Source organism: Brevibacterium sp. (assembly GCF_052105255.1).
GTDB lineage: Bacteria > Actinomycetota > Actinomycetes > Actinomycetales > Brevibacteriaceae > Brevibacterium > Brevibacterium linens_B.
This window is the reverse complement of the sequence record NZ_JBQDYQ010000030.1, coordinates 16069-40831: the sequence shown is the minus strand read 5'-3', so window position 1 is coordinate 40831 and position 24763 is coordinate 16069. Positions and strand designations below refer to the sequence as shown.

Annotated in this window: 19 protein-coding genes; 9 read left to right on the top strand and 10 right to left on the bottom strand. The window is 62.4% G+C overall.

What is annotated here, in order from left to right:
* Positions 1-695, top strand: a 695-nt coding sequence (locus ACTIIH_RS09910) for a ParB/RepB/Spo0J family partition protein (protein WP_441451625.1), incomplete at its 5' end; no start/stop codon positions are given.
* A 2805-nt stretch (positions 696-3500) separates the two neighbouring features.
* Here the strand turns inward: ACTIIH_RS09910 and ACTIIH_RS09905 are convergent.
* The 7 genes from ACTIIH_RS09905 to ACTIIH_RS09875 all read right to left on the bottom strand — a co-directional run bounded on the left by ACTIIH_RS09905 (position 3501) and on the right by ACTIIH_RS09875 (position 13212).
* On the bottom strand, positions 3501-4637 hold the full coding sequence (locus ACTIIH_RS09905) for a peptidoglycan-binding protein (protein ID WP_441451624.1): 1137 nt from the start codon (positions 4635-4637) through the stop codon (positions 3501-3503).
* 100 nt (positions 4638-4737) lie between these two features.
* The gene (trxA, locus tag ACTIIH_RS09900; RefSeq protein WP_025779581.1) at positions 4738-5055 is read right to left on the bottom strand and encodes a thioredoxin; all 318 of its coding nucleotides are present in this window, start codon (positions 5053-5055) and stop codon (positions 4738-4740) included.
* Positions 5056-5179: 124 nt separating this feature from the next.
* A complete protein-coding gene (gene trxB / locus ACTIIH_RS09895; protein WP_441451623.1) occupies positions 5180-6166 on the bottom strand; it encodes a thioredoxin-disulfide reductase in 987 nt (328 codons plus the stop codon).
* A gap of 113 nt (positions 6167-6279) precedes the next feature.
* A complete protein-coding gene (locus tag ACTIIH_RS09890) occupies positions 6280-8787 on the bottom strand; it encodes a virulence factor MviN (protein ID WP_441451622.1) in 2508 nt (835 codons plus the stop codon).
* A gap of 22 nt (positions 8788-8809) precedes the next feature.
* Positions 8810-10429, bottom strand: a complete 1620-nt coding sequence (gene murJ, locus ACTIIH_RS09885) for a murein biosynthesis integral membrane protein MurJ (protein ID WP_441451621.1) — start codon at positions 10427-10429, stop codon at positions 8810-8812.
* A gap of 3 nt (positions 10430-10432) precedes the next feature.
* Entirely contained in the window at positions 10433-12727 is a 2295-nt protein-coding gene (locus ACTIIH_RS09880) for a DUF6049 family protein (RefSeq protein ID WP_441451620.1), read from the bottom strand.
* A complete protein-coding gene (locus ACTIIH_RS09875; protein WP_135808011.1) occupies positions 12724-13212 on the bottom strand; it encodes an NUDIX domain-containing protein in 489 nt (162 codons plus the stop codon). Before ACTIIH_RS09875 ends, ACTIIH_RS09880 begins: the two co-directional genes overlap by 4 nt.
* Positions 13213-13352: 140 nt before the next feature.
* Here ACTIIH_RS09875 and ACTIIH_RS09870 point away from each other — a divergent pair, with 140 nt between their 5' ends.
* From ACTIIH_RS09870 to rplI, 8 genes are all read left to right on the top strand, one after another.
* The gene (locus tag ACTIIH_RS09870; RefSeq protein WP_441451619.1) at positions 13353-14828 is read left to right on the top strand and encodes a CCA tRNA nucleotidyltransferase; all 1476 of its coding nucleotides are present in this window, start codon (positions 13353-13355) and stop codon (positions 14826-14828) included.
* A gap of 108 nt (positions 14829-14936) precedes the next feature.
* Complete coding sequence (locus ACTIIH_RS09865; RefSeq protein WP_441451618.1) at positions 14937-16643, top strand: AMP-binding protein; 1707 nt, start codon at positions 14937-14939, stop codon at positions 16641-16643.
* Between the two features lie 281 nt (positions 16644-16924).
* Positions 16925-19336 (top strand): transglycosylase domain-containing protein, encoded by a 2412-nt coding sequence (locus ACTIIH_RS09860; protein ID WP_441451617.1) that lies wholly within the window; start codon positions 16925-16927, stop codon positions 19334-19336.
* A gap of 16 nt (positions 19337-19352) precedes the next feature.
* Positions 19353-20678 carry a hypothetical protein gene (locus ACTIIH_RS09855; protein ID WP_441451616.1) on the top strand — a complete coding sequence of 442 codons (1326 nt, stop codon included), beginning with the start codon at positions 19353-19355 and terminating at the stop codon, positions 20676-20678.
* A gap of 109 nt (positions 20679-20787) precedes the next feature.
* Positions 20788-21078, top strand: coding sequence for a 30S ribosomal protein S6 (rpsF, locus tag ACTIIH_RS09850; RefSeq protein ID WP_025779601.1), 291 nt, complete (start codon positions 20788-20790; stop codon positions 21076-21078).
* A gap of 34 nt (positions 21079-21112) precedes the next feature.
* A complete protein-coding gene (locus ACTIIH_RS09845; protein ID WP_025779603.1) occupies positions 21113-21739 on the top strand; it encodes a single-stranded DNA-binding protein in 627 nt (208 codons plus the stop codon).
* A gap of 46 nt (positions 21740-21785) precedes the next feature.
* Entirely contained in the window at positions 21786-22025 is a 240-nt protein-coding gene (gene rpsR / locus ACTIIH_RS09840; RefSeq protein WP_025779604.1) for a 30S ribosomal protein S18, read from the top strand.
* 16 nt (positions 22026-22041) lie between these two features.
* A complete protein-coding gene (gene rplI, locus ACTIIH_RS09835; RefSeq protein WP_441451615.1) occupies positions 22042-22500 on the top strand; it encodes a 50S ribosomal protein L9 in 459 nt (152 codons plus the stop codon).
* A 183-nt stretch (positions 22501-22683) separates the two neighbouring features.
* Here the strand turns inward: rplI and ACTIIH_RS09830 are convergent, their stop codons facing one another.
* The 3 genes from ACTIIH_RS09830 to argE are packed head-to-tail and all read right to left on the bottom strand — an operon-like array spanning position 22684 to position 24728.
* The gene (locus ACTIIH_RS09830) at positions 22684-23277 is read right to left on the bottom strand and encodes a DUF488 domain-containing protein (protein ID WP_441451614.1); all 594 of its coding nucleotides are present in this window, start codon (positions 23275-23277) and stop codon (positions 22684-22686) included.
* Positions 23274-23492, bottom strand: coding sequence for a DUF2945 domain-containing protein (locus ACTIIH_RS09825; RefSeq protein ID WP_101546501.1), 219 nt, complete (start codon positions 23490-23492; stop codon positions 23274-23276). The genes ACTIIH_RS09830 and ACTIIH_RS09825 overlap by 4 nt, the downstream gene beginning before the upstream one ends.
* 60 nt (positions 23493-23552) lie before the next feature.
* The gene (gene argE / locus ACTIIH_RS09820) at positions 23553-24728 is read right to left on the bottom strand and encodes an acetylornithine deacetylase (protein WP_441451613.1); all 1176 of its coding nucleotides are present in this window, start codon (positions 24726-24728) and stop codon (positions 23553-23555) included.
* Positions 24729-24763: the final 35 nt, after the last annotated feature.

Sequence of the window (24763 nt, the reverse complement as noted above, 5' to 3'; positions counted from 1 at the left end):
GGGTCCTTCAGCCTGTCGTCGTCAGGCAGAAGCCCAGCGACCGTTCGCGGTTCGAACTCATTATGGGCGAGCGTCGTCTTCGAGCGACGAAGGATGCTGGTCTATCGACGATTCCGGCAATCATCCGGTACGTCGAGGATACAGATCTCCTACGCGACGCGCTTCTGGAGAATCTGCACAGAGCGGAACTCAACCCCCTCGAAGAGGCTGCGGCATACGGACAGCTGCTTGAGGATTTCGGGTGCACTCAGGAAGAACTCTCAGAGCGCATTGGACGTTCGCGTCCTCAGATTTCCAACACTCTGCGACTTCTTCGCTTGCCTCCCCTGGTGCAGCGCCGCGTAGCTGCCGGCGTGATTTCTGCCGGTCATGCCCGAGCCATCCTGGGCCTGCGGGATCCGGAACACATGGAAGTGCTTGCTCAGCGCATCGTTGCCGAGGGCCTGTCCGTCAGGGCTTCGGAGGAGGCAGTCGTTTTGCTCAATCGTGGTGATTCGATCAATGTTTCACGTGCAACGACGAAGGTGGCGCCGGAGTTCCTTGCGGTCGCAGAACGTCTCGGTGATCGTCTCGACACCAAGGTGAACATCTCCGTAGGTAAGCGCAAGGGCAAACTGAGCGTGGAGTTCGCGAACCATGAGGATCTCGATCGTATCCTTGGTCTGTTGGGTATCTCAAACGAGCAAGCACTCTGAACATAGAACTGTGAGCAGACATGGCCCCCGCGGGAGTGAACGTGGGGGCCATTTTTGTATCTGCTGATCACTATCACTCGACGCTCAGTACCTATAGCTGCATTGAGATGGCGGCACACTTTGGATGATGCGATTGTGTTAGCTTCAAGGTATACCGGATTGCCGGGTCGAGTCGATTAGTAATCCGTGGCGCGGATCGTTTCACGTGGAACATCGATTTCGATTTTGTATTGTATTTCTTGGCTGAGGTGAGAGCTTTCGGACTCGGCGGTGTTGGCCTTCGGCGCTGGATGATCTGTTAAGTTCGGCGCCGAAAAAATAGGGGCCGCCAATTGCCTGGGTCTGTGTCTTGTTGTCCTCGCCTGTGGCGAATACCTTCAGGACCGGTATTTCAGGCATGGCTAGTCGGTTGTGCCTCGACCCCATGTGCCGTGCAGGACTGAGTTGCGCCGGCAGCAGACGAATCTATGAAGCGTACGACTGAACAAGCTCGCGTAAAGCAACGGACCTCTCAGGTCGATCGGTGCACATCCAGTGTTCGAAAATTCATGCTGCACCGTTTCACGTGAAACACGACGAGGTTCTGGTCGGGGGTCTATTCTGCTCTATCAATCTCTGAAAGTCGCAATGCCGCGCGAATCTTCAGTTGTGGCACCAATTTGAGCATCGGTTTCACGTGAAACCTAAGGGTAGCGGCTCGGCTAGCGGTCGCTGCCACCGTCACCTGCAGCGGGACGAGCGCTCAGGTGCCAACGACCAGCTTTGCGGTACTCTCACCGACCGGCGCACTTGGTGGAGGCCATTGAGGTGGCGGAACGCCCCTTGCAAACTGCTATATCCTGCTGCCCCTTGTCGAGGCCAACGTGGAGTTTCGATACCTTGTCTGATCTCGGTTGAGTGGCCCAGGGCGGCATCCGCGACTTGCAAATGGGCATGGCCGGAGGTCGGCAGTGGACAAGTTCTCGTCATCGCGTTGTATGGGCGACTGTAGCCGATGGCTAAGGTGATGCTGTTGACCGGCACGTTTCACATGAAACATGATGCGCCGCCGTGTGTCGACGAGTTCGTGGTGACTTCTGCGGAACTTTATTGCCCATCAACGTCTGGGACACTAGCGCGCCAGTCCAACGCTCTATTGGCGGCGCCGGATGATATCGATGGTTTCACGTGAAACCTAATGGTTAGACCGTCAGTTTGACCTCTCCCGACCAGTGAGCAGCAGAAGACCGCTGTATTTTCGAGTAACTGGAAAGTAGCGTTTGCACTCTTGCGCAAGAGCAGACTTGCAGTTGTAGGGTTCTCAACTCGATCCCTATGCCTGAGCGTCATCGGGTGGCCTGCACCCTAGATCTCTGGCGTCCCAAACAGCGTTGTCGACCTACTGCCGGTGGCGGTGCGCAGCGCTGCGAGGGTATTGACCTTGTTGCAACGCGTGTTCTGAGGGTCGTTTTCAAATAGAGATGGCCCACTACAGCCGGCCAGGCGGTTAGCGCGTAGAATCTTCGCTCCGCTTTGACAGCGGAATGCAGTGTGAATGAGCATGCGCACATGTCTTACAGGTCGTTGGTGCCTCAGCTCCAGGTGAGTTGGCTCTGAAGCGTTTCACGTGAAACACTAACGATCGCTCGGTATGCGCTCGTTGTTGTCAGTCACGACTCTTGTGCCCTATCGCCCGACCGGTTGCTGAAGGCGACATTTGTCAGCGTGGACGAGTTGAGCGAGTCAGAGTCATGTCCAGGTGTGTCTCGCTGCTCTTGCAATCGTACGCCTCGGGAACTACGCTACGACTCGGTTTCACGTGAAACATCCCTCTTTGTGGATTGGGCTGTATCAAGCAGTCGCTGACCTCTGCCCGTGTTTTCGAGCCGGCTGCAGTTCTCGATCAATCGCGAGCCGTACGCTCTCTGAACGTGCCCAGTACCCAATTTGGTTGCTGCCGGCGCGGGAATACGGATGAGACAAAGAAGACTACTGTGTTGCGCGATCATTTTCACGTTGTCGCCTGGCAATCACCGAGGCCCGGAACACGTCGAGTGTTGCAGTTGTCTTTACTGTGTCCTGACAGATTGACGAGAGATTGGACTTAGCATCTGTCGCTCGGATCGTTTCACGTGAAGCCAGAGCTCACCGCCTTCATCGATCGGAGACAACAACGATGGTCTCGCTGCAAGGCGTTGGACTTCGGGAGCGTGTCGACGAGCGAGGACTTGCTCCTGGAGCTACTGCGTGTGATGTGGGAGTTGAGTGAATCATGCAAATCAAAAGCATGGCTGCCTAATGTAGACGAGCGAAGCGATCCGTCCGCACCGAGATTCGCGGATTCGCGTCCGCGTGGCATGAGTATACGCGGTGGAAAAGTGGTAAAGATGTCTGCCGGTGGAATTCCTCACCTGGTTCCTGGCTGCGGACAACACCGTTTCACGTGAAACAAGTGTTCAGAGGCAGTGAGCGGTAGCGTCTTTGTCAGTGGGCATGCCATCAGCTTCTTTGCCTATTGGTAGGCCATCCACTCTCCTGTTCGGACGTCTTGTACGTACTTCGTCCCTGGGCCGGGTTGAACCGAGTAATGCTCTCCTGAATCGAGGAGCAATTTCGCCACGTTCGTGTTCTTGTCGATGCGTCGCCACTCCTCTTAATGCGTGTCCGCCTCCTCGGCGTTGGTATGCCTTGATCGTCGAGCAATCGGCTCAGAGCAATGACTGAACGGTGCTGCTTCATTGGACGTCAAGACTTTCGGAGAATGAAATGCGCCGTGCTCCATTGGTGGAGCACGGCGCGATACAACCGATCGTGGTTATGTGGAGTCTAGTTCAGAGCCTTGATGGCATCGAGACTGAGTGTCCCGGTCTGTGGGTCTTTGTCCTCGAGGATGTACAGGCGTTGGAGAGCGGCAGCGATCCCATCCGCAATGGCATCGCGAACGTGCGGATCTTGCAGGCTCTCGAGATCATCGGAATTGGTGAGATAACCGCTGACGACATGAACCTTGGGAGTCTTCAGCCGCTTGAGTGACGACCAGGTGCGTGCATGGGTCCGACAGTCCAGCATCCCAGTCCGTGCGACGACTTCGGCTTGGATGAGCTCCGCGAGTTTCTGCCCCGTCGGAGAGTTCAGATCAGACTGACGCTCGTGCCCGAAGAAGAATGTTGCTATTCCGTTAGCGTCCTTGGACTTGCTGACATCCGCGGTCACGGTGACCACTGCCGAGGCGCCGAGCGAATCTGCTCGATTGATCTCAACCGCATCGCCTTCCAGGAGAATCGCTCCTGCACCGATCGCTTCTAGACGTCCAACAAGACGACTTGCTATATCGAGAGTAATGTGGCGTTCGAGGGCCGACTGCTCGTCGGTCATGGGCAGATTCTGAAAATCTACAACTGTAGTTGCCGCTTCGATGACAAAGGTACGGCCGACGAGAGATGTTCCCGAAGCAGCTACGCGTGCTTGCTCCTGGAGGGCGAACAGATTGCCGGTGTCCTGATTGCGGTCGATCGCGTTGAGTCCCCGCAGGGTCTGCGGACCGGTCACACCATCGACTTTGGTGCCCAGGCTCATCTGGAGCTCTTTGACGGCCGTGTCGGTGAGAGCTGCGTACTGTGCGTCTATGCGGCCCGGATAGAAGCCCAGTCCCGCCAGCTTGGTCTGGAGGTCGACGACGTCATCGCCCGTCAGCACTCTGACAGGGTCGAAACGGAGCACGCGGTCGCCGAGCTGATATCGAGCCTGCTCGAGCTCTGAAAACGTCTCAGGGCCCAGAACTCCGTCACACAAGATCCCTCGGTCCTGTTGGAACTGTCTGACACCGAGCTCAAAGGCTCGATCGAAATCCGCGGTCTCGGCATCTCCGACGTGGAGGCCCAAACGGGCCATTTGAGTCTTGATATTCGGCAGCATCTCGGAAATGTCGCCGCGCGAATAGCGCGGTAAGTTCGTGTTCGTCAATGCGGTGCCAATCTTCGGTGATGCGGTTCGAGGGTGTCGGGCGGCGCGCGGAAATGCCTAAGGCGCCTGTTGATAGTACAACAGGCGCCTTAGAACTCGATCAGATGAAGTCGGAGAGCTCATCCTCGAGGGCTGGCTTCGGACGTGCGCCGATGATGGTCTTAGCGACCTCGCCGTCCTTGAAGACGTAGAGCGCCGGAATCGACGTGATTCCGTAGGTGCTCGCGGTCTCGAGGTTCTCGTCGGTATTGACCTTGACCACGTTGAGCTTGTCTGCGTGCTCTTCAGCGATCTGGTCGACGATGGGGCTGACCATACGGCAGGGGCCGCACCAAGGAGCCCAGAAATCGACGAGCACGGGCTTGTCGGACTTCAGTACGTTCTCTTCGAACGTTGCGTCAGTGACTTCTGTCGACATGAGTAACCTTCCTTCACAACGATTGTCTCTAGCGGAACAGTGGAACTGGGTCTTTCATTCCCCGGTGAACCTGCACGGTCCTGTCCTGCCCGGGAGAGCAGCGATACGAGCGGTCGATCCGAGATCAGGAAGCGACGACTGTTTCCGCTGGTGCAGGTTCGGCCACAGCAGGCTTGGAGGCCGCTTCGAGATCGGCGAGGTAGTGTTCGGCGTCGAGTGCCGCCGAACACCCCGAGCCGGCCGCAGTGATCGCCTGCCGGTAGACGGAATCGATGACATCGCCGGCCGCGAAGACACCGTCGACCGACGTCTTCGACGTGCGCCCATCGACGCTGAGGTATCCGTCGGCGCGCATCTCGAGCTGATCGGCGAACAGACTGGTGCGCGGGTCGGAGCCGATGGCCACGAACATGCCGGTCACGGGCAGCACGGAGGTCTCCCCTGTGACGGTGTTTCGGATGGTCAGACCGGTGAGCGAGTCCTCACCATGGATTTCGGCGACTTCGGAGTCGAGCAGGAACTCGAGCTTCTCATCGGCGTTCGCACGATCCTGCATGGCCTGCGAAGCACGCAGCTCCTGCCGGCGGTGAACCAGAGTGACCTTGGATGCGAAGCGGGTGAGGAAGGTCGCCTCCTCGAGAGCGGAGTCGCCACCGCCGATGACAGCGATGTGCTGATCGCGGAAGAAGAATCCATCACACGTGGCGCACCAGCTGACTCCGTGACCGGAGAGCTTCTTCTCGTTGGGCAGGCCGAGCTCACGGTATGCCGAACCGGTGGCAAGGATGACGGCCTTTGCCGTGTAACGCGAGCCCAGCGCGGTCTGGATCTCATGAGCACCCGGGTTGAGCTTGAGGGACTCGACGTCGTCGTAGACGACCTCGGCGCCGAACTTCTCGGCCTGCTCACGCATGTTTTCCATGAGTTCCGGTCCCTGCACACCGGCAGGGAATCCGGGATAGTTCTCGACATCGGTGGTGTTCATCAGCTCGCCGCCCGCTGTAACCGAGCCGGCGATGACGACCGGTGAGAGGTTCGCGCGGGCCGCGTAGACGGCTGCGGTATAACCGGCCGGCCCTGATCCGATGATCACCAGTTGAGTATCAGTCATGTGAAAAGATCCCTGCTTCTATCTGCTGTGCGCGGAGCGCCGCCAAGTGGCGCACTCAATGACATTCGTATCTATAACGGTACGGTGCCGAGGACTATTCCGCACCGGTCGGATCAGAAGAACCTCACGGAGCTGATGGTGGCCTTGAAGCCGCCGTCGGTCTGTGGCAGTTCGGTGATCCAGAGGATGAGCTTGTCGGTCTCGACCTCCTCATCGAAGTTCACGGTGACAGCGCCGTCGGCATCGAAGACGCCTTCGCCGATGACTTCTGCGTTCTCCGGGTCGTCTCCGTCGCGGATCTCGAACTTGCCGCCCGAATTCCCCGATGCCACCTTGACCTTGCTGATGGTGGTCTTGTCTTCGAACTCGAAGAGCAGACCGAGACCCGATTTGAGATTGCCGAAGCTCGCCGAGTTGTACCGGTCGGTGTTCCAGGACCCTTCGGTCTTGGGAATGACATTCGCGGTCTCACTGTCGTGTTCCGAACCATCGCCCTCGGGATCGAGAGATTCGACGTTCTCGATCTTCGGCGGATCGGCCTTCGGAGTTTTCTTCTCTTCCGTCTTCGTCGGCTGCTCGCTCGGTGCCGAAGTTTCGGACACCGGGTTGGACTCCTCGTCTCCGGAGTTGAATCCGATGATGACGATGCCGAGCACGATTGCGGCCACTACCGAGAGAGCGAGAACCAGCCACAGGAACGGCTTCCGAGTGGCCGCGGGATCACGCTCGTCGGGACCTGTTCCTCCCGAACTGCCGCCAGCACCACCGGCGCCAGCATCTCCTGCCGCCGCCGCGGCAACAGCGGGTGCGGAGCTCGCACCCGCTGAACTGGACGAATTCGCTGCACCGCTGCCTGCGCCGGCAACGACTGCTGCGTCGGCAACGCCTGGTGCTGCCCCGGCGGCCTTGGTTCGGTTCTTGGCAGACGCAGCCTGTGCTGCATTGGTGGAATCGCTGTGCTGCTGGCGGGGTTTCCCTGCCTTGCGCTCGGCCGGGCGGACCGACGAGGAGCTCCCGGCCGCCTCGGTGGTGGGCTCACCGACGGCGCGCTGATCATCCACTGCACTGCGATCATCAACGGCGTCCGGGGACAGCCGACGCATCTCCTTCGGCGGAGCCGCAGCATTGGCTTCCTGCTCACGGGCGCTCGAACTCGCCTCGAGGGCGGCAAGACGCCTGCGTGCCTCGTCCTCCTTGGCCTTCGCAATCCGACGTTCCCGTTCATACTCACGTCGCTGATGCTCGCGCTGCTGTTCGTTGGTTTCGAACATGCCGCCGAGGAACCAAGAGCCGTCGTCCTCGTCCTCGTCGTTGTCGTTGTCCATGATCACGCGGGTATCGTTCTCATCACCCTCGTCATCGTTGTCGGGGACGATCTCAAGCGCCTGAGTATCAGGATCCGAATCGTCTTCGCGACTCATGATCGGGGTTGTGAGGTTCTCGTCGTATTCGTGCTCTGCGTACTCCGAATACTCCGAATACGTCTGCTCCGGCTGCCATTCCACCCAGTCCTTGGCGGCGCTGTCGAGCTGCTCCTTGGCGATCGGGAAACTCGAGGCTTCGCGCATCTGCATCCGGTCGGCATACCGGCCCGTGGTGCGTCCGACCACTCCGGCAGCCAGCCCCCGAGTGCCGGGACGGGTGATGCCGATACGCACGAGGGCGGCCTGCACCTGATCTTCACTCGCGCTGGCCGAACCGTCAGGACCGGGCCCGATGGTCTTCGAACGAGGTGTGGGCAGGCTGGTGGCTTCATCGAAGCTGCGCGGCGCCTGATCGAACAGGTGCTCGTTCTCTGCGACAGGAGCACGATTGACGTAGCGCAGCAGTTCGGGATCCCAGGAGTCGATGTAGCCGAGGACTTCGGCGACCGAACCCGGGCCGGGATCCGAACCTGTGATGATGCCGCTGACGAAATCATCGAGTTTGTCAGGGACGTCGGGGTTGAGCGCCTGCGCCCGGGCGATCCGGGCATTCTCCTTCTCTGCAGGAGGAATGCCGTCGAATGGCTCCTCACCGGGCCAGAACCCGGTCAGAGCCGCATAGAAGAGCTGAACGAGAGCCAGGGCGTCCCGCCGTAACGCCTGCGTCGGAGTGTAGTCCTTCTGCTCGACGAGCCCGGTGTCCAGCGCCAGTGCCGCATCGATGCCGATGCCCGCGATGACTACCGCACCCTTCGAGGTCAGACCGACCACGCTCGGCCGCAGGAACATATGGAACAGGCCCCGCCTGGCCGAAGTCACGAGGGCCGATCCGACCTCTCCGATGAGCGCGCACGCGGCATCGACGGGCAGCGGCGAACGCGGCAGGATCTGGTTGAACGGCGTCACCGCGATGCGCTTGATGACGATGTAGTCCAGCCCGTTGGAATGACCGACGTCGAGCGTCGGTGCGATGCGCGGGTCACCGAGGATCGATACGCGACGGGCGGCTTCGAGAACGTCGTTGGAGCCATCGGCATCGGCGACGAGGATGAGCACGGGCTCGTCGAGGATCGCATCGAGACCTGTGCAGACGGCACCGACCTCGGGTTTCTCGGGAAGCCACCGGCGGTCGACGGTCGATACGACATAACGGCCGGCCACCACCATGCCGGGTTCGATATCGATCAGGGCGACCACCTCCGGTGGGGATTGACAGGGCTCAGGCTGTTTTTCTTAGTTTTCCAGCAACCACGCCAATAATCGAATGCAACTCTCTGACTCTGAACAAATAACAAGCTCCGATGAAGAACAGGAGCATCACGGTGCCGACGACAGCCGTTGTGATGAACGCCTGCCAGCGTCCTGCCAAGGCGAAGTCCGGGATGAAGTAGAGCAGACCGAAACCTGCTCCACCGGCAATGATCGCGGCGAGGAGGAACTTGAGATGCGACGTGAGGATTTCACGCAGATCGATGGCTCCGAGGCGCTTCTTCAGGACCGCGAACGAGATGATCATGGCCATGAGATATCCGAGGCTCATGACGAGACCGATGATCGCCACCGTCACCGACTTCGGGAAGATCGTGGCCGAGAGCACCGCCAGGGACTGGAAGATGATCTGCGGCAGCTGGATGAGGAATGGAGTCTTCGCGTCCTCGTAGGCATAGAAGACCCTCTGCGCGAGATAATTCGCGCTGAAGGGAATGAGACCGAAGACCATCGTGATGATGACCAGACCGATGGCTGTGGCCTGTTCCCGTCCCTCACCGGCGATGATCATCGCGACCGGCGTGGCGAGGACGATGAAGGCCACTGCGGCGAAGGAATTGACGAACCCGACCATCCGCACACCCATGGAGAAGTCGCTGACGACGGCTTCGGTGTCATCGTTCGCCGCGTCCTTGGCCAGGGAGGTGAACAGAGCTGTGGCCAGAGAGACCGCAATGAGCGAATGCGGGAGCATGAACACGAGGTACGCGGTCGTATATGCGGCGTTCGAGGCGTTTCCGTCGCCGGGGATCGATGCCCCCGAGGCGACACGGGAGATGACGAGGAAGCCGATCTGGCCGATGAGCATGGCCGAGAACGTCCAGAAGGCGACCTTGCCGGCCGAGCCGAGTCCGACCCCGCGGAACCCGAACGTCGGCTTGTACTTGAAGCCGATGCGCTTGAGCGGCCAGATGAGGATGAGTGCCTGAGCCGCGACGCCGAGAGTGGCCGTGCCTGCGATGAGGGCGATCTTGTCCGGGGTCCACGTGTCGAGATCGTGTGGTGAGGCGTTGTTCGTGCCGAAGATGAGGATGAAGGCAGCGAGTCCGGCGATTGCCACGACGTTGTTGAGCACAGGCGCCCACATGTAGGGGCCGAACGACGACTTCGCATTGAGCACCTGGCCCAGCAGCGTGTAGAGGCCGTAGAAGAACAGCTGGGGCAGACACCAGAAGGCGAAGGCGGTGGCCAGGGCCATCTGCTCATCGCTCCACCCCGACGAGTAGAGCCACACGAGCAGCGGCGCCGCAGCGGTGGCGATGATGCTCACGCCCGCGAGGAGCAGGAACGACAGGGTCAGCAGCCGGTTCGTGAAGTCCGCACCGCCGTCTTCCCGCTTGGAGGCACGCACGATCTGCGGGACGAGCACGGCATTGACCACACCCCCGGCCAGCAGCATGTAGAGCGTATTCGGCACCTTGTTCGCGATGTCGAAGGCATCGGCCTGCACCGCAGTGACACCGATCGCAGTGGCCAGCATCGAGGCCTTGACGAAGCCGAGTGCACGCGAGGTCATGGTGCCGGCGGTCATAATCGCCGAGGACCGGGCCAGGGATGAGAAGCTGGACACGCTCTACCTCTTTTCGTTCTCGTTGGTCGTGGCACGGGCCATCGCGTCGGCCAGCTGCTGTTCGGGGATCTTCGGGCGCCCCCGCGAAATGGTCTTGATCAACCCGATCACGAACACGACGGCCAGGCCCAACCCGATCACAGCGGTGCCGATGTTCTCCCAATCGGCGCGCACCCGAACCATGAGTGATTCCTGCTCGGGCAGGACCACCTCGTCGGCGGTGACCATCTCGATCGTCGTCGGCACATCGGCGTTGGCTAGGCCTTCGACGGGCACATCCACACGCATCGTCTCCGCGGCGGGCACCTTCACGGTCTCCGTCTCCTGGGCCCGCAGCTGCGGAGTCTTCGGCTTCATCCTGATCCTGAGGGTCGCCTCGGCGGGGGAATCATTGACGATCGTCACCGGAATCGTCGTCTTATCACCGGTGACGAGGAGGACGGACGATCCCTTGCGCAGGCGGAGACTGTCCATGAGCTTCTCGCTCTGCTCGCGGGCCTGACCGGCGCAGATGTTCGCATTCCGGCCCAGGGCCCACGCCGCCGAGGTGCAGGTGAGAAGCTCGCGGTCGAGTCGGATATCGGCGCTGTCACGGTCGCTGAAGACGCTGTTGAAGTCCTCTTGATTCGCCCGGGTCTCGGCCAGGGACTTCACGGCCTTCTTCCGGATGTGCGGAGCGTCGGAATCCGACCGCAGCAGTCCGCGTTCCTCGGTGTCGGAGTCGAGGATCTCATCGACCCCGGTGGGGGCGATCCACGGTGCCGAGCTCAGTTCCTCGACGGTCTGCTCCCAATTCGCCGAGGCGGCCGCGCGTGGGAGCGGAACGAACAGGCTCCGGGAACGGTAGGGGGCCTCGGATTGGATGACCGCGGACTTAGCGACGAGTTCGGACAGGAGCCCGGCGGGCTTGTCCTCGGCGATGACCTCGGCGCTCATGTCCGTGAGCTTCGAATCGGAGATGAGGGTGTCGATCGTCGACTCCCCGTCATCGGTGATCGTCGTCTGCGAATGCGCATCATCGTGGATGCCGGTGATCGAGGGCTGCTGAGCATCGCTGATGATCGCGGTGGAATTGCCCGACTTCTTCAGCGCTCGCAGCCCGTTCTTCGTCGCGCTTCCTGCTACGGGCCAAGCGATGTCCGTGCGGGCATCGGGGAAGACATCTGTGACGATCGTGCGCTGCTTCTGAGCGAAGGAGCTCAATCGGTCGATCTTCGTCCCGCGCAGCGCACTGAGGTCGGGATCGCCATAGGGCAGAGCGACGACCGTGTGCTTCTGTGCCGCGTCCACGAAGTCCTGATACCAGGAGTCGAGACGCTTGCGCTGGTCTTCTGCGGCTCCGAGCTCGGCACCGCTGGAATCGGCATCGTCGTTCTCGGGTGCCCCGACCAGCGGCGACTGGGTCTCTTCGCCGTCGCCCGTGTCGGGGCCCTCGATCTCCTCCGGTGAGTCGGCGGACGGAGATTCGGCAATCGCGGCTTCGAAAGAGACGATGACTCGCGGATCGATCGCCAGAGCGAGCTCTTCGTGTTCCAGCAGCTTCGCGATCATATCGAGCGAGCCGCCTTCGGCGACGGCGGCATCGAGCCTGTCGGCGGGGATGAGTCCGCCTTCGGAGTGACCGGGCAGGGTGACGGGAGCGAGCGGGCTGATCTTCGTCTGATCGAACTGCGGCTCCGGGTACCACGTGGTGAAGCCGAGGGCAGAGGCGCGCAGACCGGTCTCGTCGCCGAGCTGGACCGCCAGCCCCCGTGGCCCCCACGTGCTCACGGGTGAGGACGTGCTCAGATCGAGGCCATCGGCGGGCACACGGAACGTGAACTCTGCGGTGGCGCCGGGATCGATGGTGTCGTCGAACGAGGTGTCGAGGGTGCTTCCCGAAGAGTCATCGGTGTCGTTGTCCTTCTGCGTCTTATTCCTGGCGTCGGGGCCATCATGTTCGAGATCGGCGACGGTGCGGTGCCGTGCCTGACCCTGCTTCCAGGAACTCAAATCGGATTCGGAATCGAGCTTGCGGGTCGACATCTGCAGACTCAGGCTCGGCTTCTCGACTGCCTCCCTCGTCGTGTTCGAGATCGTTCCCCGCACGGTCAGCGTGCCTTTGTCATCGACCCAGGGAGTCACCTCATCGAGGGTGATCGAAACCTCGTCCTTGTTCGCATCGGTGCTCGCCTCGGTGCTGGCAGCGGCCGGGGTGGCTGTGATCAGCGAGTACGCGAAAACCGGCCCTGCGAGCAGCAGGAGCGTGCTCAGCAGGGCGGTGAGGAATCGCAGTCGGCGGATGGGAATGGGTTTCACTGCTCCAGTCGGGACACCATCGGTCGGGCGGCGGCGACGATTCGGCGCTCATTGGCGAAGGAGAGTCGTGAACGCAGGTCATTGAAGGGCACCCACGCCGCATCGATCGCTTCTTGGTCAGGATCATTATCCACGGTCAGAGTCCCCGACTGTGCGCGCAGCAGGAAATGGTGGACGAGTTTGTGGATCCGGATTCCGGTCACGGTGAACCAGTAGTCGACGGTGCCCAGCGGGCAGATGATCTGCCCGGCGATCCCGGTCTCCTCTTCGACCTCACGGCGGGCGGCCTCGGCGGGGGTCTCCGTTCCCTCGAGATGTCCCTTGGGCAGGCACCATTCGATCCGTCCGGCGCGATTGATTCGGGCGATGACGGCCACGGCCAGCAACGGGTGAGAGAAGTCGACAACGATGCCACCGGCGGAGATCTCCTCCACTGTGGTGCGGCGGGACGTGCGGGGTCCCGGCTTGGGCATCGGTGTGGTCATTCTCCTACCTTAGTAGGCGAAGCTTGGAAGTTTCGTGTCATCGCCTCCCGGTAGGCTTATGGAGACCGGAACTCGCGCCTGGATGCGGGAGGTGAGTTCCCCTGGGCAAGAGCAGAAATCTGAAGAACCGAAGGAGCTCGGTGGATCCGCAGACCGCGCACAACCGACTGCACGACAAGCTCGACGAACTCGAGCACATCCTCGGCCCGCTGGGTCAGAGGTTCTCCTCAGCCGGTTTCGAACTCGCCCTCGTCGGCGGTTCCGTCCGTGACGCGCTGCTCGGCCGGCCTATGCCCGACCTCGACTTCACCACCGACGCCCATCCCGATGACATCCTCGGACTGATCTCCGACTGGGTCGACACGCACTGGGACATCGGGCGCGAATTCGGCACCATCGGGGCCGTGAAGTCCGGGGTGCAGATCGAGATCACGACCTACCGCGCCGAAGCCTACGAAGAGGATTCGCGCAAACCGGTGGTCGCCTTCGGCACTGACCTCGACGACGACCTCGTCCGCCGCGACTTCACGATCGGGGCGATGGCGATCCGTCTGCCCTCGAAGACCTTCGTCGACCCGCATCAGGGATTCGACGACCTCATCGCCGGTCGCATCCGCACCCCCGGTACGGCAGCTGACTCGTTCTCCGATGATCCTCTGCGGATGATGCGCGCGGCTCGGTTCACCTCCCAGCTCGGGCTCGATCCCGTGGCTGAGGTGGAAGAGGCGATGACGGCGATGGCCGATCGGATCGAGATCATCTCCGCCGAACGCGTCCAGGTCGAACTCGTCAAGCTCATCACCGGCATCGATCCGGTCGCCGGAATCGACCTGCTGGTGCGCACCGGCATCGCCGATCACGTCCTCCCCGAAGTGTCCGGACTGCAGCTTGAGACCGACGAGCATCATCGACACAAGGACGTCTACCAGCATTCGCTGACCGTGCTGCGTCAGGCCGTCGAACTCGAGGGCCGGTATGCCGCGGCCCAGGAGGAGGCCGGAATGGCCGACGACGATCCGCAGCGCCTGCGGGTGCCGGACTTCGTCGTCCGCTTCGCGGCGCTCATGCACGATGTCGGCAAACCCGCCACTCGGCGCTTCCAGCCCGGTGGTGCTGTGACCTTCTACCATCACGATGCGGTGGGTGCGAAGCTCACGGCCAAGCGGATGAAGGCGCTGCGCTTCGACAAGGACACGACGAAGGCGGTCGGCCGCCTCGTCGAACTGCATCTGCGCTTCTACGGCTACGGCGATGCCGGGTGGACGGATTCGGCGGTGCGCCGCTATGTCACGGATGCCGGGCGGCTGCTCTCGCGGCTGCACATCCTCACCCGCGCGGACGTGACCACCCGCAACAAACGCAAAGCCGACAGGCTGGCGTTCGCCTATGACGATCTGGAAGAGCGCATCGAAGCCCTGGCGAAACAGGAGGAGCTCGATGCGATCCGTCCGGATCTCGACGGCAAGCAGATCATGGCGATCCTCGACATCGAACCATCGCCGCTGGTGGGCAAGGCCTACAAGCATCTGCTCGAGCTGCGGATGGAGCACGGGCCACTCGGCCCCGAACGCGCCGAGGCTGAACTGCGGAAATGGTGGGAAGCTCACGGTCAGTGATCGACCCCCGCCTGCCCATCGGCTGATCAGTGCTGGTAGCTTCATTATTGGTTAGATTTGTGTGTGACGTCACAGGCTGTGACGGTGGCGATAGGTGAGGAGACCACAATGACAGTGACCGAGGAGTTCCGTGCGTCCCGAGACAAGCTGATCGAGCTCCGCAGCGACTACGAGGCCGCCCGCGAACAATTCGAATGGCCGCGTTTCACACACTTCAACTTCGCACTCGACTGGTTCGACAAGATCGCCGTGAACAACGACAAGCCGGCCCTGTGGATCGTCGAGCAGGATGGAACTGAGGGCAAGTGGAGCTTCGCGGAGCTCTCTGCCCGGTCGAACCAGGTGGCGAATCATCTCCGCCGGGCCGGGGTCAAGCGCGGCGACCACGTCATGGTCATGCTGAACAACCAGGTCGAGCTGTGGGAGACGATGCTCGCCGGCATCAAGCTCGGTGCCGTGCTCATGCCCGCCACGACACAGCTGGGCCCCATCGACCTCACCGACCGGGCCGAGCGCGGTCGGGCCGAGTTCGTCGTCGCCGGCGCCGAGGATGCCGCGAAGTTCGATGACGTCGATGTCGAAGTCGTCCGCATCGTCGTCGGCGGGGAGCCGACCCGCCAGCAGGACTACAGCTATGCCGACGCCGAGGACGAGAGCACCGAATTCGACCCTCAGGGCAGCTCGCGCGCCGATGACCTGATGCTCCTCTACTTCACCTCGGGCACCACCTCGAAGGCGAAGATGGTCGCCCACACCCACGTCTCCTACCCGGTGGGCCACCTGTCGACGATGTACTGGATGGGCCTGACACCCGGCGACGTCCACCTCAACGTCGCCTCGCCCGGGTGGGCCAAGCACGCCTGGTCGAACATCTTCACCCCGTGGATCGCCGAGGCCTGTGTCTTTCTCTATAACTACTCGCGCTTCGACGCCAACGCCCTCATGGAGACCATGGACCGTGTGGGAGTAACGAGCTTCTGTGCCCCGCCGACCGTGTGGCGCATGCTCATCCAGGCCGACCTCAGCCACCTGAAGAATCCCCCGTCGAAGGCCCTCGGCGCCGGCGAGCCCCTCAATCCCGAGATCATCGACCGCGTCCACAGCGAATGGGGCGTGCTCATCCGCGACGGGTTCGGCCAGACCGAGTCGACGCTGCAGATCGGCAACTCTCCCGATCAGGAGCTCAAATACGGTTCGATGGGCAAGGCCCTGCCCGGATTCGATGTCGTGCTCATCGACCCAGCGACCGGTGAGGAAGGCAACGAGGGTGAGATCTGCCTGCGCCTCGATCCCCGACCCATCGGCCTGACCACCGGATACTGGAGCAACCCGGAGAAGACCGCAGAGGCCTTCGACGGCGGCGTCTACCACACCGGTGACGTGGCGTCCCGGGATGAGGACGGCTACATCACGTATGTCGGTCGCGCCGACGATGTGTTCAAGGCCAGCGACTACCGACTCTCTCCCTTCGAGCTCGAAAGCGTGCTCATCGAGCACGAGGCCGTCGCCGAGGCGGCCGTCGTGCCCTCGCCGGACCCGTTGCGACTGGCCGTGCCCAAGGCGTATGTCGTCGTCTCGAGCAAGTTCGAGGCGGACGCCGATACAGCGCGTTCGATCCTCTCCTACTGCCGTGAGAATCTGGCTCCGTACAAGCGCATCCGCCGACTCGAGTTCGCCGAGCTGCCGAAGACGATCTCCGGCAAGATCCGCCGCGTCGAGCTGCGGGCCCGCGAGGACCAGCTGCATCCGTTCAGCGGCGAACCCGCTGTGGAGGGCACCGAGTACGCCGATACGGACTTCGACCTCAAGAGCTGAGCGCGAGGCTGCGCTCGTTCAAGCCGGTGGACTGTTGAATGTGAGCAAACACGCATCCGACATAGTTGATTCTCCAGTCGTGAATTAAAATGCCTGGTGAGATGCCGAATGCAGGGTTACTCTGAGAACTATTCGGTAACCTTGCAAGTCTGCAGGGCCTCAGGCTCAGCACTTTTTCATCCTCTACTAATGAATGCGTGCGAAACTGATTGGCGTCTTTGACCTTTTTCGGACCTCGTCGCCACGCATTGCGGCAGGCTGACTGACCTGGAGGACCTTGGGTGGCTAAGGGACAACACACAGCCAAGAACATCGGCAGGAATACGAAGAATCTGCTCAACTACCCCAGAGCGGGTGTGAGCGGATGGACTCGCTTCCTGCCGAGCATTCGCATACTCGTCGTCGGCGGGCTCAGCCTCGTCATCGCCCTGTGCGTGGCATTCGCCGTCGGGTATGCCGCAACGGACATCCCCGAGCCCAACCTCGAGGCCACCGGTCAGACCTCGACGATCTACTACAACGACGGCAAGACGCCGATCGGTCAGTACAAGGTCGAGGACCGCAAGTCGGTGGACATCGACGAGATCTCCGAACCGATGCAGAAGGCCGCGATCGCCGCCGAGGACACCTCGTTCTACGAGAACCGCGGCATCTCGATCAAGGGTCTCTCCCGCGCCGTCGTCGGTGTGGTCACGAACCAGTACGCGGGTGGCGGTTCGACGATCACCCAGCAGTACGTGAAGAACTTCTACCTGACGAACGAGCACTCGCTTGATCGCAAGGTCAAGGAGATGTTCATCTCGCTCAAGATCGACCAGCAGCAGTCGAAGGACGAGATCCTCGCGAACTACCTCAACACCATCTACCTCGGCAGGCGCTCCTATGGCGTCGAGGTGGCCGCACAGAACTACTTCGACAAGCCTGCTTCGGAACTCAACGTCAGCGAATCCGCTCTGCTTGCCGCGATGATCCAGCGCCCCGGTGCCGCCGATCCCTCGGAGAACCCCGGGGCTTATGAGGACCGCTTCGACTACGTGGTCAAGTCGATGGTCGACGAGGGGTTCATCACCGAGGAGCAGGCCGCGAAGGTCGAGATGCCGAAGGTGCAGAAGCAGAACAAGGAGTCCTCGCTGTCGGGCCAGAAGGGCTACATGTGGGACTTCGTCCGCCGTGAGGCCCTGGCGAAGCTCGACATCGACGAGGCTCAGCTCGACCGCGGCGGCTACAACATCGTCACCACCTTCGACAAGGACCGAATGAAGGCGGCCGAGCAGGCCATCAAGGCGCTCCCGCAGGATCAGCCCGAAGGCATGCAGGCCGGGCTTGTCTCGATCGATCCGGACAACGGCGGAATCGAAGCCTTCTACGGGGGCAAGAACTACCTGGACCAGGCGTTCAATGCGTCGACTCAGAGCCATGTGCAGGCCGGTTCGACATTCAAGCCGTTCGCCCTCGTTGCAGGGCTGGAGAACGGTGTGCGGTTGACGGACACCTATCCGGGTAACAGCCCGACGTCGATCGACAACAACGGTGAGCCTTGGCTGGTGCCGAACTTCGGAAACACGAGTTACGGACCCGTGAGCCTGCTCAAGGCCACCCAGTCGTCGATCAACACCGCCTATGCCGCACTGAATGTTCAGGTGGGCACGGACAAGACGATCGATGTCGCCGAACGTGCGGGAGTCAGTCCTGCCTGCACGGAAAAGCAGGTGGAGACCGGCGACACCGGGCAGTGCACTCTGGACATGAGCGAGGCGAACCCATCGACCGTCCTCGGTGTGCCCAGCGTCAAGCCCCTCGATATGGCCAACGCCTACGCGACCTTCGCCGCCAACGGAGTCCACCACGAGACCCACGCGATCAAGACGGTCACTCAGGGTTCCGAGGACAAGGAAGTGTACAAGGCAGACACCAAGGGCAAGCGCGTCTTCGACAAGGCAGTTGGTGCTGAGACCTCGTATGCTCTGAGCCAGGTCGTCCAGGGCGGTTCGGGCAGCTACGCCCAGAACCTCGGTCGTCCCGCCGCTGGCAAGACCGGTACGACGGACGAGAACAAGGCTGCCTGGTTCTCCGGTTACACCCCGAACCTTGCGACCTCGGTCGTCCTCTACCGAGAGGTCGACGGCAAACAGCTGTCCATCGGCGCATATGGCGGCCGCAGCGAGGTCACGGGTGGTTCGTTCCCGGTGCAGGTCTGGACGGACTACATGAAGCAGGCCCTCCAGGGTGAGAAGGTCGAGCAGTTCCCGGCCCGCGGCGAACTGCCCGACAAGCCCAAGCCGTCGAACACGAACGAGCCGGTCGCTCCCAAGCCCGAACCGAAGGCCCCGTCGGGCAGCAACGACGGCAGCGACGGGGAGGACGAGGCTCCGAAGACCAAGGCTCCGATCGAGGAACCGACCAAGGAACCGGACGACGAAGACAAGGACTCCGACGGAGACGAGAAGGGCAAGGAAGAAGACGCCGAGGCCGACACCGACGGCACCGAGTCTGATGCCGACGCTAATGACGGCGGTGAGTCGCCCGCTGCCAACGATGATCCGGATGACGGAGATGGTGCCGATGGAAACGGCGGCGACGGAACTGATAAAGCCGACGACGACAACGACGACAAGTCGGGCGGTGGATCGGGCAACGGCGGCAACTCCAATGACAGCGAAGGCGACCTGGGTTCCGGTGATGTCACCGGCTGACCGGTAACCTCGAGTCATGCCCTCGAAGTCCAGCACCCGGATCGCCGAGCCTCTGCTCGGCGGTCCGGTCGGCATTCACCTCGGTGTCGCGGGCCGCCGATTCCGCAGCGCGCAGGCGACCGCGCTGGCCGCGGTCCTCGGCATCACCACCTTCCTCGCCCTGGCTCTGCAGGGCCCGTGTCTGAGCTCGGGATACGAACAGCCGTCCGCCTCGGCGAGGATGTGCGCAGGACCCCTGTCCACGGCGTTCCTCGGTGACACCAACCCCGAGGTGCTCGGCCGGGCACACGACGGAGCGGCGGCCTTGGCCCCGCTGGAAGCTCGCCTGGTCGATCTGTTCCACCTGTTCACCGACGACGTCTCCCTGTTCATGGTCGGCGTGCTCCTGCTCAACACCGCAGGCATCGCGGCACTCGGCGCCGGACTCCTCGTCCTCGCCCGCTTCCGCGGGTGGCTGGTCGCGGTCTTCTCCTCCCCGCTCATCCTCTTCACGCTCGGCTCGACTCTCGACCCGCTCGCGCTGGCTCTGGCGGTGTGGGCTGTGGTCCTCTTCGTCGGAACGCCTCCGCTGCGCCCGCGCGGATGGTTGGCCGGTGTGCTGCTGGGCATCGCGACGTTCATCAATCCGCTCGCCCTCCTCGTCCTCGTGGCCCTGACCCTGGCCGGACCGAATCCGGCCCGGGGACTGAAGCCGCGCAATCCGCGGATGATGCTCGCCGCGGCCACGATCACCTCGGCGCTGCTGCTCGTCGTCGACCTGACCGCGATCGACCGGATCCTCCATTGGCACTCCGATGCCGTCGACGGCGGATCCTTCGCCTCGATCCTGGTCATGGCCGAACTCGGCGACGTCTCCGTCTGGGCACCGCTGTGGATCATCGTCAGCGCCGGAGTGGTCCTCGCCGTCACCGTCTCCCTCTACATGGTCCGCCGCACCGGCCTCGACCCGGCAGTGGCCGCCTGCCTGCTCATCGGCGCCTGCCTGCTGCTGGCACCGGGCCTCATGCCGTGGGACAGTCTGTGGCTGCTGCCCTTCATCGCCCTGTCCATCCGCCGCTGGTGGGTGCTCATCGTCTGGACTCTCGCCGAGGCGGTCTTCGCGATCAGCATCCAACTCGGAGATGTCTCCGGCTTCGAAGCAGACAAGGGACTCGACCCCACCTTCGTCGCCCTCTTCACCCTGCTCCGCCTCCTCGCCCTCGTCCTCGTCGTGATCATGGCCGGTGAGAACCTCTACCGCCGCGGTATCCGCGGTGCCACGGTCACTGCAGCGCCGCCTCGGCGAGGTAAGGAAGACCACGCGGATGAACATGACAGCCAGCGCACTGGTCGATTAGACTAGTGAGGTCTGTTCCCATTTCGTGACCATCACGGGACCGGGAGCGGGCGTGCATATACCCTCCTGCCATGGACCGACCATGGCCGCAAAGACCAGAGGAGGTGGGTGACATATGCGTAAGTACGAGCTCATGCTCATTCTTGATAACGACCTCGAAGAGCGGACGCTGGCTGACACCGTGAACAACCTGATCAAGGTTGTCCCGGCTGAGAACGGCACTGTCGACAACGTGGACATCTGGGGACGTCGTCGCTTCGCGTACGAGATCCAGAAGAAGTCCGAAGGCTACTACGTCGTGGTTGACTTCCACGCCGAGCCTGCAACGACTAAGGAACTCGATCGTCAGCTCGGACTCAACGAGTCCGTTCTGCGCACGAAGATCCTCCGCCCGGACGCCAAGTAAGGCATCTTAAGCTACCTCGCTTCAAGGAGATTCAATGGCAGGCGAAACAGTCATCACGGTCGTCGGGAACCTCACCAGCGATCCCGAACTGCGCTTCACACCGAACGGTGCGGCAGTCGCAAACTTCACCGTGGCCTCGACGCCGCGCATCTTCGACCGTCAGGCCAACGAGTTCAAGGACGGGGAGACCCTGTTCCTGCGCTGCTCGGTGTGGCGTGAAATGGGAGAGAACGTCGCCGAATCTCTGCAGCGCGGTACACGGGTCGTCGTTCAGGGCCGACTGAAGTCCCGGTCCTTCGAAACCAAGGAAGGCGAGAAGCGCACAGTCATGGAGCTGGACGTCGACGAAGTCGGCCCCAGCCTGCGACGCGCCACCGCCCAGGTGACGAAGAACAACCCCAGCGGCGGAGGAAACTTCGGCGGTGGCGGCGGCTTCGGTGGAGGCCAGGGCGGAGGCGGCCAGCAGGGCGGCTTCGGCAACCAGCAGTCCTCCGGTTGGGGCAACAACCCTCAGCAGGGCGGCCAGCAGGGTGGACAGCGCCAGGGCGGTTACAGCCAGGGCGGCAACAACGCACCCGCCAATGACCCGTGGGCATCATCGAACCCGCAGAGCGGCAACGGCGGCTGGGGCAACCCCGGCGCCGATGAACCCCCGTTCTGATCCACGTCTGAAGACATTTCGAGACATTCGTTAACAGGAGATACTCATGGCAAAGCCAGAGATCCGGAAGCCTATCAAGAAGAAGGCTAATCCGCTCAAGAAGGGCGAAGCGGCGAACATCCACTACAAGGACACCGCTACGCTCCGTAAGTTCATTTCCGACCGCGGCAAGATCCGTGCACGTCGCGTCACCGGTGTGACCGTGCAGGAACAGCGCGTCATCGCAAAGGCCGTCAAGAACGCCCGCGAGATGGCACTTCTGCCCTACTCGAGCTCAGCTCGCTGATCGGAGGGAGACAGACATGCCTAACCGCAAAGTGATTCTGAACCAGGAAGTCGACGGCCTCGGTGCCGCCGGCGACGTCGTCGAGGTTCGTGCCGGATACGCACGCAACCTGCTTCTGCCTCGTGGCTGGGCTTCGGCCTGGTCCGCTGGCGCTGAGAAGCACATCGAGTCTCTGCGCAAGGCCCGTCAGGCCAAGCAGATCGCCGATCACGACGAAGCCATCAAGGTCAAAGGCGAACTCGAGTCGACCACGGCTCGCATCGACATGAAGGCCGGCAAGAACGGTCGCCTCTTCGGCGCCGTCACCCCTGCCCTCGTGGCCGAGGCCCTGCAGACCGCGACCGGACGCGACTTCGATCGCCGTCAGGTCGCCCTGACCGGTCACGTCAAGACCCCCGGCAGCTACAGCGCTGTTGTGCGCGTCGGCGACGAGATCACCGCGAAGATCAAGTTCGAGGTCATCGGTAAGGCCTGATCGAAGGTCTTGTCCGGGCGTCCCAGTCCGGATGCCCTTGTCCGATTGAGTCGGACGTGGTGAGCGTCTGAACGACCCCACCACACCACCGCCGAGGCGGCACCTGAGTCCAGGTGCCGCCTCGGCGTTTTTCGACCGGTCTGGTGTTTCAGGACGGGGTGCGGACTCGGGCCGCCGACAGGGTCAGCTGTCAGCGGGATAGGTGAGGGTGCCGTCCGCCTCGATCCGGGCACCCTCGCTCAGCTTGGCCCGATCGATGTGACCTTCGCCGAGGATGTGCGCGACGGGGAGATTCCGGGCGAGCAGCTGATCGGCGATGATCCTCCGGTGACACCGCCACCACACCGCCTCCGAACACATGATCGCGCAGCGCGCCTCTGTACTCCAGCCGATGAGAGTTTCGAGGTCGGTGCGGAATGCCGATGAGAGGCAGTGGTCGGCATAGTTGTGGAAGCTGCGGTTCTGCCACCATGCGTTGACGGTGAAGGGCACCGTCCGGCTGACCGGTCGGCGACCGGTCAGCCCCTCGAGGCGTCGCAATTCGATCCCCACTTCGGCGAGGTTGCTCTCAAGGGTGTCGGCGTTGAACCAGGGGTTCTTCGTCGAACCAGGCAGCTTGCGGACGTCGACGACCACCTCGGTGCCGGTATCGGTGAGCAGTTCGATGAACTCGTTCAGTTCACGATTCGAATGCCCGACTGTCAGCAGACGCGGCAGAGCGGCGTCCGCAGGGCCAGCCGACGCGGCGGGGGATTTCGCCGTGTCCAGTCCCGTCATTCGTCGTCGATGAGGTGCAGAGCGCTGCCTTTGTGGGCGGCGATGTGATCGGTCTTGTCGCTCTTGACCTCGTACTGCGGGTCCTCTGCCGAGGCGCGGCGACGGTGTCCCTTGTAGTCGAAGTCGGCAGTGTGGACCTTCGTGATATGACCGGAGACCTGCCCTGCCTCGGAGTTCCAGCCCACGTGGTCACCGACCGAGAATTCAGTTGCCATGATTCCTTCCTGCCTGAGTATGTGATCCTATGTGCAGCCTACGACTCTGAATCCGCGTCCTCAGCTCTCGGAGAGGTCGGCGATGAGGGCGTCGATGAAGGATTCGCAGGCGGCGATCTGGTCGAGTTCGATGAACTCGTCGGGAGCGTGAGCCTGAGCGATGTCTCCGGGACCGCAGACGACGGTCGGGATGCCGGCTTCGGAGAACAGTCCCGCCTCGGTGCCGTAGGTGACCTTGTCATCGGCGGCGATTGCGCCCCAGTTCGCGGCGAGCGAGACGATGTCCGCATCGGCCGGAGTCTCGCAGCCGGGAGCTTCCGCTTCGATCGTGAAGTCGACTCCGGCGGCCTCGTTCTCGGCGGCCATGGCTCGACCGAGGCGCTCGGCTTCGGCGCGGAAGCGTTCGATGAGGGACTCGCGGTCCACGGAACCGAGCGAACGGAACTCGAACTGGACTGTCGCCTCGGCGGGGATGGTGTTCACGGCGATGCCGCCGTTGAACGTGTTCGCCGTGACCGAGGTGAAGGGCACGACATAGGCCTCGTCGAAGGGCCCTTCGGTGCGGAATTCGGCTGCGACGGCGTGAACGAAGGCGACGAATTCGGAGGCATAGGCGATGGCATTGACGCCCTCGGGGGTGAGCGAGGAATGGGCGGCGACGCCATGGAAGTCGACGCGGAAGACGTTCATCGATTTGTGGCCGCGGATGACCCGCATGCTCGAGGGTTCGCCGACGATGCAGCCGCGGGGCGCCAGGCCCTCCTCGGTGATGGCCTCGACGAGGGAGATGGCGCCCACGCAGCCGATCTCCTCGTCATAGGAGAAGGCGAGGTGGATGGGTTCGCGGAGTTTTGCGGATTTGAGCGCTTCGAGGCGGGAGAGGATGACGCCGATGAAGGACTTCATGTCGGCGCTGCCGCGGGCGAAGTACTTTCCGTCGCGGATCTCCGGAGCGAACGGGTCGGAGGACCAGTCCTGGCCGTCGACGGGGACGACGTCGGTGTGACCGGAGAGGACGATGCCGCCGGTCGTGGTGCCGTCGGCTGCGGGGATGGTCGCGAGCAGGTTCGCCTTCGTGCCCTCAGGGTTCGGGATCCGGCGTGATTCGATGCCGGCGGCCTGGAGGCGGGCTTCGACGTGGTCGATGAGCGGGAGGTTCGTGTCCCGACTCGTCGTGTCGAAGGTGATGAGATTCGTGATCTCGGTGATGGTGGCCTCGGCGGGTGTCGCTTGCACGACTGCTCCTGACTCTCGGATGCGGGTGGTCTCGG